The following is an 11524-nucleotide window of genomic DNA, read 5'->3' on the forward strand; positions in this document are numbered from 1 at the left end:
AGCGATCCCGGGTTCCGCTACGCGGCCCCGGGATGACGAATTAGCTACGACCGCAGCACCGCGCCTGTCTTCTTCGACACCTCGCCGACGATCTTGGCGGAAACCGCTTCGATCTCCACGTCGGTGAGCGTCTTCTCCGTCGGCTGCAGAGTGACGGCAATCGCCACCGACTTCTTGTCCGGGTCGATGCCGGTGCCCTCGTAGATGTCGAACACGTCGACGCCCACGATCAGCTGGCGCTCGGCGCCTTGCGCCGCCTTCACGATGTCGCCGGCTGCCACGTTGCGGCCCACCACGAAGGCGAAGTCGCGGGTGAGCGGCTGGAAGTCGGGCAGGTTCAGCTTCGGCTTCATCTTGGTCGGCTTTGCCTTGGGCGGCGGGAGCGCGTCGAGGTTGAGCTCGAAGGCCACCAGCGGCCCCTTCAGGTCAAGCGCCTTGAGCACCTTCGGGTGAACCTCGCCGAAGGCGCCGACTACGTTCTTCGGCCCGAACTGCAGGGTGCCCGAACGGCCGGGATGGAACCAGGCCGGACCTCCGGCCACGATCTGGAGGCCGCCGGACGGGATGCCGAGCGCCGCGAGCAGGGCCAGCACGTCCGCCTTGGCGTCGAACGCATCGACCGTTTGCGCGCCACCGTCCCAGTGACGGCCCACGCCTTCCGCCCGCGCCGTGCCGCGACGGACGGCGGCGGCCTTGATCGACTGGCCTTCCGGCTCGTCGGACGCAAAGGTCTGGCCGACCTCGAAGAGCGCCACGTCGCCCAAGCCGCGATCCGCGTTTCGCTGCGCGGCCTTCATCAGGCCTGGCAGCAGGCTCGGGCGCATGTCGGAGAGCTCGGCCGCGATGGGATTGGCAAGCGCCAAGCGCCCGTCGCCACCCCCGAACAGCTCCGCCTCGCTTTTTGCGATGAACGACCAGGTGACGGCCTCCACCAGGCCGCGCACCGCGAGCGAACGGCGGGCGAGCCGCGTGCGCTTCTGGATCAGGGTCAGGATCGGCTTGGCCACCGTGTCTTCCAGGCGCGGCAGAGGCTTGGGCTCGATGCGGTCGACACCGGCGATGCGGATGACCTCCTCGACCAGATCCGCCTTGCCCTCGATGTCGGGACGCCAGGACGGCGCCGTGACGCTGACGCGCTCGCCCGATCCCTCGATAACGAAGCCGAGCTTTTTCAGGATCTGTTCGGATTCACCGGGCTGCACATCAAGTCCCGACAGGCGCGGGACCTCGTTCCAGGGGAACGCGATGACGCGGTTGTCCTGCGGAACCTGGCCAGCCACCACGGCCTCGCTCGCCTCGCCGCCGCACAGGTCGATCACCATGCGGGTCGCAAGATCGAGACCCGGCACGGTGAAGGCCGGATCGATGCCGCGCTCGAACCTGTAGCGGGCGTCGGTGATGATCCCGTGCTTTCGGCCGGTCTGCGCGATATTGAGCGGATCCCAGAGCGCCGACTCGATCAGCACGTCGGTGGTGGTCTCGTCCGAGCCCGAATGCTCGCCGCCCATGATGCCGGCAATGGATTCCACGCCGTTGTCGTCGGCGATCACCACGGCGCCGGGATCGAGCTTGTAGGTGCGCCCATCGAGGGCCAGCACCTCCTCGCCTTCCTTCGCCCGGCGGACGGTGAGGTTGCCCTTCACCTTCTTGAGATCGAAGACGTGGAGCGGCCGGCCCCGGTCGAAGGTGACGTAGTTGGTGATATCCACCAGCGCGTTGATCGGACGAAGCCCGATGGCGAGCAGGCGGCGCTGCATCCATTCCGGCGACGGGCCGTTCTTCACGCCGCGCACGAGACGCAGCGCGAAGGCAGGGCAGAGCTTCTCGTCGCCGGGCGCGAAATCGAGCGTCACGGAAACCGGGCAAGGGCCATTGCCCTGAATGACCGGCACGTCGCCGCCCTTCAAGGTGCCGAGGCCGGCAGCCGCCAGATCCCGGGCGATGCCGTAGATCGAGGTGCAGTCGGGACGGTTCGGCGTCAGGTTGATCTCGATCACCGGATCGTCGAGCCCGGCATAGGCGGCATAAGCCTGACCGACCGGCGCATCCTCGGGCAGATCGATGATGCCGTCGTGGTCGTCGGAGATCTCGAGTTCCGAGCCTGAGCACAACATGCCCGCGCTCTCGACGCCGCGGATGGTGCCGACACCCAGCGTGATGTTCTTGCCCGGGATGTAGGTGCCGGGGGGCGCGAACACGCTCTTCATGCCCGTGCGGGCATTCGGCGCGCCGCAAACCACCTGGATCGGGCTCCCCTCCCCCGTATCGACCTTGCACACGCGCAGGCGATCGGCGTTGGGGTGCTGCTCGGCGGAGATCACATAGGCGACCTTGTAGGGCGCCAGCATGGTCGCCTTGTCCTCCACGCCCTCGACCTCGAGGCCGATGCGCGTGAGCGTCTCGACGATCTCGTCGAGGGAAGCCGTGGTCTCGAGGTGATCCTTGAGCCAGGAGAGGGTGAATTTCATGACACTGTTCCTTGAGTGTCATCCCGGACTGGCTGGCCAGATCCGGGATCGTGATCCGAAGGGGTGTTGTCTCGTCTTGCGATCCCGGCACTTCGGCCGGAATGACGCCTCAGGACGTGAGGCCGCTGACGAGGCTTGGGATGTCGAGCGGGCGGAAGCCGTAATGGTTGAGCCAGCGCACATCGGCCTCGAAGAACGGGCGCAGGTCCGGCATGCCGTATTTCAGCATGGCGATGCGGTCGATGCCCATGCCCCAGGCGAAGCCCTGGTACTCGTCCGGATCGAGCCCGCAATTGCGCAGCACGTTCGGGTGGACCATGCCGCAGCCGAGGATCTCGAGCCAGTCCGTGCCCTCGCCGAAGCGGATCTCGCCGCCCTTGCGCGAGCACTGGATGTCGACCTCGGCGGACGGTTCCGTGAAGGGGAAGAAGGACGGGCGGAACCGCATCTTCACCTGCTCGACCTCGAAGAAGGCCTTGCAGAACTCCTCCAGGATCCACTTGAGGTGGGCGATGTTGGCCTGCTTGTCGATGACGAGGCCTTCCACCTGGTGGAACATCGGCGTGTGGGTCTGGTCGGAGTCGTGTCGGTAGGTCCTCCCGGGGATGATCACCCGGATCGGCGGCGCCTTGGACGTCATCGTGCGGATCTGGACCGGCGAGGTGTGCGTGCGCAGCACCTTGCGTTCGCCCTTCTCGTCGGGGGCGAGGAAGAAGGTGTCGTGCATCTCGCGGGCCGGGTGGCCTTCGGGGAAGTTCAGCGCCGTGAAATTGAGGTAATCGGTCTCGATATCCGGCCCCTCGGCCACGGAGAACCCCATATCGGCGAAGATCGCCGTCAGTTCCTCGATGACCTGGCTGATCGGGTGGATGCGGCCGCGGGATTCGGGCGCCTCAGGCACCGGCAGCGTCACGTCGATGCGCTCGGCGGAAAGCCGGGCTTCGAGGGCCGCCTCCCCAAGCGTCTCTTTCCTGGCTGCGATCGCGCCCTGAACCTTGTCGCGCAGGCCGTTGATGAGCGGGCCGCGTTCCTTGCGCTCCTCGGGCGTCATGGCCCCGAGGGTTTTCAGGAGTTCGGAGACGGAGCCCTTCTTGCCGAGCGCGGAGACGCGCACGGTTTCCAGAGCCGCCTCGTCGCCGGCGGCTTCGACCTGGGTGAGCAGGTCACGTTCGAGTTGGTTGAGATCGGTCATCGGTCCCTGGCCAGATGCAAGCGCCACATGAGAGGCGCCTTGAGTGAGGCGCGGCGCGGGAACCGTCAAGTCGTCCGAGCCGCGAATTGGCAGCCGACAGCGCAGGGGCCGTCAGCGCGGGTGGTCTCGGAGAAGGGGGAAGGAAGGCGGTGCGGCTGATGGTTCAGCCGCACCGGAAGCCAGTCTATCCAGCTTAGGCAGCCTGCTGCTGCGGCAGGGCGGCCTTGGCGCGCTCCACATAGGCGGCGAAAGCCGCCGGCTCGTGGATGGCCAGCTCGGACAGGACCTTGCGATCAACCTCGATCCCAGCCTTGCCGAGACCGTCGATAAATCGGGAATAGGTCATGTCGTGCATGCGGACAGCGGCGTTGAGGCGCTGGATCCAGAGCGCGCGGAAGGTGCGCTTCTTGTTGCGACGGTCGCGCGTCGCATACTGCATGCTCTTTTCGACCGCCTGCTTGGCGATGCGGATGGTGTTCTTGCGGCGGCCGTAGAAGCCTTTGGCGGCTTTCAGGACCTTCTTGTGCTTGGCGTGGGATGTTACGCCACGTTTGACGCGGGCCATTTAAAACTCCTTCAAAATCTGGGATGTGGGAAAGAACCGCCTTAGCCGTTCGGCAGGAAGTACTTCTTCACGTTGTACGCATCACCTTCGAACATGGTCGTGGTGCCGCGCAGGTTGCGGATCTGCTTGTTGGTCCGCTTGATCATCCCGTGGCGCTTGCCGGCCTGGGCGTAAACCACCTTGCCGGTGCCAGTGATCTTGAAGCGCTTCTTCGCGCCCGACTTCGTCTTCAGCTTGGGCATTTGGCTCTCCTTTGGACAGGCCTCCGGAGCGGCTTGAACCGCTCGTCGACCTTTTCATTGCTGCATTGAGCAAAACAAACCGCCACGGCAGCCCTAACGGCCGGGCGGTTCGATGAAGGCGGCCTTATGGCAGAAGGCCGCTCAAAAAGCAATGGCCGCCGGTGCCCCGACGGCCATGAATTTCTCTGCCCGAGGAGAGTCTTAGCGCGGCGCCAAAACCATGACGACCTGGCGGCCCTCGAAATTCGGCTCCATCTCGACCTTGGCGAGATCGCCCACATCGGCCTTGACCCGGTCCAGAACCTTCAGGCCGAGCGACTGGTGCGCCATTTCGCGGCCACGGAAGCGCAGGGTGATCTTCACCTTGTTGCCTTCCTCGAAGAAGCCCTTCATCGCCTTCATCTTGACCTCGTAATCGTGGTCATCGATGCCTGGACGCAGCTTGATTTCCTTGACCTCGACCGTCTTCTGCTTCTTGCGCGCCTCGGCGGCCTTCTTCTGCTCAAGGAAGCGGAACTTGCCGTAATCAAGGATCTTGCAGACGGGAGGGGTTGCGTTCGGCGAGATCTCCACGAGATCGAGGCCCGCGTCTTCAGCAACCTTCAGGGCATCGAAGAAGGGCACGACGCCCCGGTTCTGCCCTGCATCGTCGATCAGCTGCACTTCGCGAACACCGCGAATGTCTCGGTTGGCGCGCGGTCCGTCCTTTTGCGGCACCGGCATGGCTCTCATTGGTCTGCGAATGGCTCGTATCTCCTGTTAAGGGCTAGGCCGAGGATCGGAGCCCCCTGAGGGACCCTGCTGTTCCTGCTCAGCCTTGCCGCGAATGATTCGACATTTCGCGCAAATGCGCGGGAAGTCAACTTGTTCTGTGCGTAAAACGGCCCTCCAGAAGGGCTGAATACACATCGAGGGTGCCCGACACCATGCGCTCCAGCGAAAAATGGCGCTCCACATGGGCCCTGGCCCTGCTTCCTAAGGCGATTCTGGCGCTGGCACCCAGACTCAGCGCTGCGCCCAGGGCTTCGGCCAGCGCATCCGCGTCACCTGCCGGGACGCGCCAGCCCGTCCGCTCGTGGGGCTGAACGGCAGGCGGCGAGAGAACCGTCTCCGGCACGGCGCCCAGATCGGACACGACCACCGGGGTGCCCATGGCCTGGGCCTCCACGGCGGAGCGGCCGAAGGCTTCGGGCTCCGTCGAGGGCACGGTCACCACCGAGGCCGCCAGGAAGGCTGCGGGCATGTCGGTGCAATGGCCGACGCGGCGCACGACCCCCTTCAGTTTCCGCGCCTCGATCAAGCCGTCGAGCTCCTTGACGTAGGAGTCCCGTCCCTGCGGATCGCCCGCGAGAATGTAGGCGACGTCGCCGAGGCCCGCATCCCGAAGTTTGGCCGCGGCCTCGATCAGAACCCTCTGGCCTTTCCAGCCGGTCAGCCGGGCCGCCAGCAGCACCACGCGCTCGTGGGGCGCCACTGCCCAGGCCTTGCGCAGAGCCTCGATCCGTTCCGGCGCGATGGCCTGCGGAGAGAAGAGGCCAAAGTCCGTTCCCCGATGGATGACGCGGATCCGCTCGCCCGCCTGAGGATAGACCGAGCGGATCAGCTCACCGGTATAGTTGGAGTTGGCGATGACGGCGTCGCCCCTGGCCATGACGGAATTGTAGAGAACCTTGACCGAGGAGCGGCCGGAATAGCTGCCGTGATAGGTTGTCACGAACGGGATGTTCAGGGAACGCGCGGCTCCCAGACCCACCCAGGCAGGCGCCCGGGAGCGGGCATGCACCAGGAAGACCCGCTCCTGATGGCAGATGCGGGCGAGCTTTCGCACGTTGACGACCATCGAGAACGGATTTTTCGTGGCCGCCGGAAACGGTATCCAGACGCCGCCCTTGGTTTGCAGTTCACCGACGAGGCGCCCGCCCTCCGTCGCCACCAGGGCGCGGGCGCCGGCATGGACCAGCCCCTCGGCGATGTCGACGGTGGTGCGCTCCGCCCCGCCCGCCTCGAGCTCCGGGACGACCTGCAGGATGGTCCGTCCCTCCAGCGGGTGAAAATGGGAGGACGGGAAAGCCATCCCTCCGCCGGGTCGCGATGAAAAACTCACAGAAGTAAGAGCCTTCTCAAAAGAATCGTCTACAACGCTTGCTTCAAAGCAGTTGAGGATGAGTTAACCATGCCGCAAAGCGTCACGGCAGGCCAAGGTGTGCAGGCCCGTCCCATCGCCGTGCTCTCCCGTGAGGGCAAGGGGCCACCCATCGTATGGCTCGGCGGCTTCAAGTCGGACATGCGGGCCACGAAGGCCGCCGCCCTCGACGAGTGGGCCGAGAAGAACGGCCGCGCCTTCGTGCGCTTCGATTACAGCGGCCATGGCGAATCGGGGGGAGCCTTCGAGGACGGCACGATCTCCCGCTGGCTTGAGGATGCGATGACGGTGATCGAGCGCTTCGTCACGGAACGGCCGGTCCTGGTCGGCTCGTCCATGGGCGGCTGGATCAGCCTCCTGGCGGCCCGCCATCTCCTGGAAAGGCGGCCCAACAGTGCACCTGCCGGGATCGTCCTCATCGCGCCGGCCGTGGACATGACCGAACGGCTGATGTGGGACCGTTTCCCGGACGACTTGAAGCGCGTCGTCGAGGAGACGGGCGTCTACAACCGGCCATCGGCCTATTCCGAGGACCCCTACCCCATCACCAGGGCGCTGATCGAGGATGGCCGACGCCATCTCCTGCTCGGACAGCCGATCCAGACCGGCTGTCCAGTTCATATCCTGCAGGGGATGGAAGACCCCGATGTGCCCTGGAGCCATGCGCTCCAGATCGTGGAGCACCTGCCGGGAGACAGCGTGTCGCTGACCCTGATCAAGGACGGCGACCACCGGCTCTCCCGGCCCGAGGACATCGAGCGGCTGATCGCCGCCGTCGAAGCGATTGCCTGATGAACCCGGTGGGGTGAGCCTTAATGGAGGCTCACCGTCGTCAGGTCGTGGGCCCAGGCATTCGCAAGGGCCGCGTCATGGTTGTCGGTCAGCAGGATCGGCTCGCCGCTGGCGGACAGAAGGGCAAACAGCCGCATGCCGGGTTCGAGCTTGGGAGCCTGCGGAAACAGCCGGGCCACCTCGTCGGACTCCATGGGCTTCACATAGGCCATCTGCCCCAGGCCCAAGGCTGCCAGTTCGGCAACGTCCAGGGCCGGTGTGTCGTAATGCTTGATATCGAAGTTCATGGACATCTCCTTGTCACGCGGATGCCGTCACACCTTGTCGGAGGCGATGATGTTGATCTTGCGAACGATCCGCTCCGGCTCGGGCCGGACGAGATCGATCGACAACAGGCCGTTGGACAGGTCAGCGCCCAGAACCTCCATGCCGTCGACGAGGAGGAAGGTGCGCTGAAACTGACGGGCGGCGATGCCGCGATGAAGGAAGTGCCTTGTCTTGTCGTCGGACTGCCGCCCCCGGATGACGAGTTGGCTTTCCTCCAGGGTCACCTCGAGCTGATCCTGGGTGAATCCAGCAACGGCAAGGGTGATGCGGAGGCGCTCGGGAGCGTGTTCGCTGCGCGCCAAACGCTCGATGTTATAGGGCGGATAGCCGTCCCCTGCCGCCTTTGCGACCCGATCGAGCGCCTGCTCGATCTCGTCGAAGCCTAACAGAAACGGGTGCCCGAAGGGCGATTGACGCGACATGTTCGAAGCCCAAGGTTAGAGGCACTTCGGTTGGTTTCGAGCCCGCACATGCGGCACTCAAAGTGGCTCCAACGGAGCCGCTGTCAGGAATATGGATACGGCATGAGGCCCTATCAAGCCCCCGGCCAAGTCGCCTGGGCCAGAGGCTCGATCAAGGTAAACGGAGCGTGCTAAAGCCGCTCGCGCCACCAGGCGATCTGCTCGGCCACCCGCGCCGGGGACGTGCCGCCGAAGCTTGTCCGGGAGCGGACCGAGTTCTCCACACCCAGCACCTCATAGATGCCCTGGTGGATGCGGGGCTCGACCGCCCGCATGGCCTCCAGCGGGAGTTCCTCCAGGCTGCAGCCCCGGCTCTCGGCCTCCGAGACGATGCGGCCCGTGACGTGGTGGGCGTCGCGGAAGGGAATGTCGAGGCTGCGCACCAGCCAATCGGCAAGGTCGGTCGCGGTGGAAAAGCCCGCCCCGGCCACGGCCGCCATGCGCGCGGGCACCGGCTCGAGGTCCTGGATCATGCCGGTCATGGCCGCGAGCACGATTTCGATGGTGTCGGCCGCGTCGAAGAGCTGCTCCTTGTCCTCCTGCATGTCCTTGGAATAGGTGAGCGGAAGGCCCTTCATCATGGTGAGCACGGCCACCAGGGAGCCGATGACCCGCCCGCTCTTGCCGCGCACCAGCTCGGCGGCGTCGGGATTGCGCTTCTGCGGCATCATGCTGGAGCCGGTGGTCCAGCGGTCCGGCAGGCGGACGAAGCCGAAGGGGGCTGACATCCAGATGATGATTTCTTCCGCAAGACGTGACAGGTGCATGGCGCAGATGGAGGCCGCCGCCATGAACTCCAGGAGGCTGTCCCGGTCGGAGACCGTGTCCAGCGAGTTGCGGGTCGGCCCGTCGAAGCCGAGGGCCTCGGCGGTCATGTGCCGGTCGATGGGGAAGGACGTGCCGGCGAGCGCGCCCGCGCCGAGGGGGCACTCGTTCAGGCGCCGGCGGGAATCGCGGAAGCGGCTGCGGTCGCGGCCGAACATCTCCACATAGGCCATGAGATGATGCCCGAAGGTCACCGGCTGGGCGCTCTGGAGGTGGGTGAAGCCCGGCATGACGGTGGCCGCATGCGCATGGGCATTGTCGAGAAGGGCCCCGATCAGGTTCGTGAGCTGCTCGTCCGTCCGGTCATGGGCCTCGCGCACCCAGAGACGGGTGTCGGTGGCCACCTGGTCGTTGCGGCTGCGGGCCGTGTGCAGGCGGGCCGCCGGGTCGCCGACGATCTCGCGCAGCCGGCTTTCCACGTTCATGTGGATGTCTTCGAGCGCCGTGGAGAAGGTGAACGTGCCGGCCTCGATCTCGCCCAGCACCTGCCGGAGCCCCTCGTGGATCGCATCCCGGTCGCTCTCCGCGATGATCCCCTGTTTCGCCAGCATGGCGCTGTGGGCGATGGAACCCTGGATGTCCTGCGAGGCCAATCGCTTGTCGAAGCCGATCGAGGCGTTGATGGCCTCCATGAGCGCGCTGGGCGAGGACGAGAACCGCCCGCCCCACATGGTGTTGGCACCGGATTTCTTTGCTTCGTCAGACACTGTCGTTCATCCAGAATAAGGGTCGAGGAGCCTTTGCCACAGTTTGCCCCCGAGGCCAATCCGAAGCGGCCCTGCCCGGCCTTTGGGCATGCTGCGCGATGTTTACCAGTTAGTAACCAGTTGGTAGACTCGACAGAACCTGTGTGATTTGCATTCATACGGGCGCACAAGAAGCGCACCCAGCGCTGCAAGGGAACTGGCCTATGAAAAGTATTCCGAAATTTATCCTATCCGCCGCCATGGTCGCGGCGATGGCGACATCCTTCTCTGCCGTAAAGGCAGCCACGCCGCCGGACACGCTGGTCGAGGCCTGGAAGCTCGACGAGATCATCTCCCTCGATCCGGCCGAGCTCTTCGAGTTCACCGCTTCCGAAATCGCCGGCAACACCTATGAGCGCCTGATCGGATTCGATCTCAAGGACGTGTCCAAGATCCACGGCGAGGTGGCGGAATCCTGGACGGTTTCGCCTGACGGCAAGACTCTGACCTTCAAGATCCGCCAAGGCAAGAAATTTGCGTCCGGCAATCCGCTGACCGCCGAAGACGTGGCTTTCTCGCTGCAACGTGCCGTGATCCTGGACAAGTCCCCGGCCTTCATCATCGGCCAGTTCGGCTTCACGAAGGACAATGTGAAGGACAAGATCAAGCAGACCGGCCCCTACGAGTTCACCATGGAACTCGACAAGCCTTACGCCCCCACCTTCGTTCTCTACTGCCTGACGTCCAGCGTGGCCTCCGTCGTCGACAAGAAGCTCGTGATGCAGAACGAGAAGGACGGCGACATGGGCTACAACTGGCTCAAGACCAAGTATGCCGGTTCCGGACCCTTCACCATCCGCGACTGGAAGGCCAATGAGGTCGTGGTTCTGGAGCGCAACCCGAACTACGAGAAGCCGACCCCGCTCGCCCGCGTGATCTACCGTCACATCAAGGAAACCGCCACCCAGCGCCTCCTGCTCGAGAAGGGGGACGTGGACGTGGCGCGCAACCTGAATCCGGAAGAGATGGCGGCTGTCTCCAAGAACCCGGACATCAAGACCAACAGCGGTGTCAAGGGCGGCGTCTGGTATGTCGGCCTCAACCAGAAGAACCCGAACCTGGCGAAGCCCGAGGTGCGCGAAGCGCTGAAATACCTCGTTGATTATTCGGCCATCTCCGACACGATCATGAAGAACCAGGCCGAGGTCCACCAGACCTTCCTGCCCAAGGGCTTCCTCGGAGCCATCGACGACAAGCCCTACAAGCTCGACGTTGCCAAGGCCAAGGACCTGCTCACTAAGGCGGGGCTTCCGAACGGCTTCTCCATGACCATGGACGTGCGCTCGAACAGCGAGTCGGCCTCCATTGCCCAGGCGATCCAGCAGACCTTCGCCCAGGCCGGCGTGAAGCTCGAACTTATTCCGGGCGACGGCAAGCAGGTTCTGACGAAGTATCGGGCTCGTCAGCACGACTCGGTGATCTACCGCTGGGGCGCTGACTATCAGGACCCCAATACCAACGCCGACACCTTTGCGGCCAACGACGACAACTCGGACAACGCCAAGGCCAAGCCGCTCACCTGGCGCAATGCTTGGGATCCCGGCCCGCTGACGGCCAAGACCCGTGCCGCCGTGACCGAGCAGGATCCGGAGAAGCGCGCTGCCATGTACCAAGAGCTGCAAAAGGCAGTTCTGAAGGACGGTCCCTTCATCATCATGATGCAGGAAATCGAGGTCATGGCGATGCGCAAGAACGTCGAAGGCGTCATCATCGGCCCGTCGTTCGATACCAACTTCGTCTCTCAGGCCAAGAAGAACTGATTT

The 11524-nt window shown here is 64.7% G+C and carries 11 protein-coding genes; 2 read left to right on the plus strand and 9 right to left on the minus strand.

The genetic code is table 11. The annotated features are described in order from the left end of the window. Positions 1-44 precede the first annotated feature (44 nt). The 6 genes from pheT to JKG68_RS15515 form a co-directional block, all read right to left on the minus strand. Complete coding sequence (gene pheT, locus JKG68_RS15490; RefSeq protein ID WP_202061122.1) at positions 45-2468, minus strand: phenylalanine--tRNA ligase subunit beta; 2424 nt, start codon at positions 2466-2468, stop codon at positions 45-47. A gap of 109 nt (positions 2469-2577) precedes the next feature. After that, on the minus strand, positions 2578-3660 hold the full coding sequence (gene pheS / locus JKG68_RS15495; RefSeq protein ID WP_202061123.1) for a phenylalanine--tRNA ligase subunit alpha: 1083 nt from the start codon (positions 3658-3660) through the stop codon (positions 2578-2580). 193 nt (positions 3661-3853) lie between these two features. Then, entirely contained in the window at positions 3854-4225 is a 372-nt protein-coding gene (rplT, locus tag JKG68_RS15500) for a 50S ribosomal protein L20 (RefSeq protein WP_202061124.1), read from the minus strand. A 41-nt stretch (positions 4226-4266) separates the two neighbouring features. Next, positions 4267-4467, minus strand: a complete 201-nt coding sequence (rpmI, locus tag JKG68_RS15505; protein ID WP_091138934.1) for a 50S ribosomal protein L35 — start codon at positions 4465-4467, stop codon at positions 4267-4269. A 201-nt stretch (positions 4468-4668) separates the two neighbouring features. Further along, positions 4669-5190 carry a translation initiation factor IF-3 gene (gene infC, locus JKG68_RS15510; protein WP_246515479.1) on the minus strand — a complete coding sequence of 174 codons (522 nt, stop codon included), beginning with the start codon at positions 5188-5190 and terminating at the stop codon, positions 4669-4671. A gap of 136 nt (positions 5191-5326) precedes the next feature. Then, entirely contained in the window at positions 5327-6541 is a 1215-nt protein-coding gene (locus tag JKG68_RS15515) for a glycosyltransferase family 4 protein (RefSeq protein ID WP_202061126.1), read from the minus strand. A 99-nt stretch (positions 6542-6640) separates the two neighbouring features. Here JKG68_RS15515 and JKG68_RS15520 point away from each other — a divergent pair, with 99 nt between their 5' ends. Beyond that, positions 6641-7402 (plus strand): alpha/beta hydrolase, encoded by a 762-nt coding sequence (locus JKG68_RS15520; protein ID WP_202061127.1) that lies wholly within the window; start codon positions 6641-6643, stop codon positions 7400-7402. A 20-nt stretch (positions 7403-7422) separates the two neighbouring features. Here JKG68_RS15520 and JKG68_RS15525 read toward each other — a convergent pair whose 3' ends face one another. From JKG68_RS15525 to argH, 3 genes are all read right to left on the minus strand, one after another. Next, positions 7423-7689, minus strand: coding sequence for a BQ00720 family protein (locus tag JKG68_RS15525; protein WP_202061128.1), 267 nt, complete (start codon positions 7687-7689; stop codon positions 7423-7425). Positions 7690-7716: 27 nt separating this feature from the next. Beyond that, positions 7717-8151 (minus strand): Hsp20 family protein, encoded by a 435-nt coding sequence (locus JKG68_RS15530; protein WP_202061129.1) that lies wholly within the window; start codon positions 8149-8151, stop codon positions 7717-7719. Between the two features lie 170 nt (positions 8152-8321). Further along, positions 8322-9686 carry an argininosuccinate lyase gene (argH, locus tag JKG68_RS15535; RefSeq protein ID WP_202061207.1) on the minus strand — a complete coding sequence of 455 codons (1365 nt, stop codon included), beginning with the start codon at positions 9684-9686 and terminating at the stop codon, positions 8322-8324. 239 nt (positions 9687-9925) lie between these two features. Between argH and JKG68_RS15540 the strand changes: the two genes are divergently transcribed. Beyond that, a complete protein-coding gene (locus tag JKG68_RS15540) occupies positions 9926-11521 on the plus strand; it encodes an ABC transporter substrate-binding protein (protein ID WP_202061131.1) in 1596 nt (531 codons plus the stop codon). Positions 11522-11524 lie beyond the last annotated feature (3 nt).

Origin of the sequence: Microvirga aerilata, assembly GCF_016743775.1 — a bacterium.
In the GTDB taxonomy this organism is placed as follows: Bacteria; Pseudomonadota; Alphaproteobacteria; order Rhizobiales; family Beijerinckiaceae; genus Microvirga; species Microvirga aerilata.

Excerpts from the sequence above, each read along its gene's own strand:
- pheS (WP_202061123.1), bottom strand. The coding sequence starts at position 3,660 with ATGACCGATCTCAACCAACTCGAACGTGACCTGCTCACCCAGGTCGAA.
- JKG68_RS15540 (WP_202061131.1), top strand. The coding sequence starts at position 9,926 with ATGAAAAGTATTCCGAAATTTATCCTATCCGCCGCCATGGTCGCGGCG.
- JKG68_RS15525 (WP_202061128.1), bottom strand. The coding sequence starts at position 7,689 with ATGAACTTCGATATCAAGCATTACGACACACCGGCCCTGGACGTTGCC.
- JKG68_RS15530 (WP_202061129.1), bottom strand. The coding sequence starts at position 8,151 with ATGTCGCGTCAATCGCCCTTCGGGCACCCGTTTCTGTTAGGCTTCGAC.
- argH (WP_202061207.1), bottom strand. The coding sequence starts at position 9,686 with ATGTGGGGCGGGCGGTTCTCGTCCTCGCCCAGCGCGCTCATGGAGGCC.
- rpmI (WP_091138934.1), bottom strand. The coding sequence starts at position 4,467 with ATGCCCAAGCTGAAGACGAAGTCGGGCGCGAAGAAGCGCTTCAAGATC.
- infC (WP_246515479.1), bottom strand. The coding sequence starts at position 5,190 with ATGCCGGTGCCGCAAAAGGACGGACCGCGCGCCAACCGAGACATTCGC.
- JKG68_RS15515 (WP_202061126.1), bottom strand. The coding sequence starts at position 6,541 with ATGGCTTTCCCGTCCTCCCATTTTCACCCGCTGGAGGGACGGACCATC.
- rplT (WP_202061124.1), bottom strand. The coding sequence starts at position 4,225 with ATGGCCCGCGTCAAACGTGGCGTAACATCCCACGCCAAGCACAAGAAG.
- pheT (WP_202061122.1), bottom strand. The coding sequence starts at position 2,468 with ATGAAATTCACCCTCTCCTGGCTCAAGGATCACCTCGAGACCACGGCT.
- JKG68_RS15520 (WP_202061127.1), top strand. The coding sequence starts at position 6,641 with ATGCCGCAAAGCGTCACGGCAGGCCAAGGTGTGCAGGCCCGTCCCATC.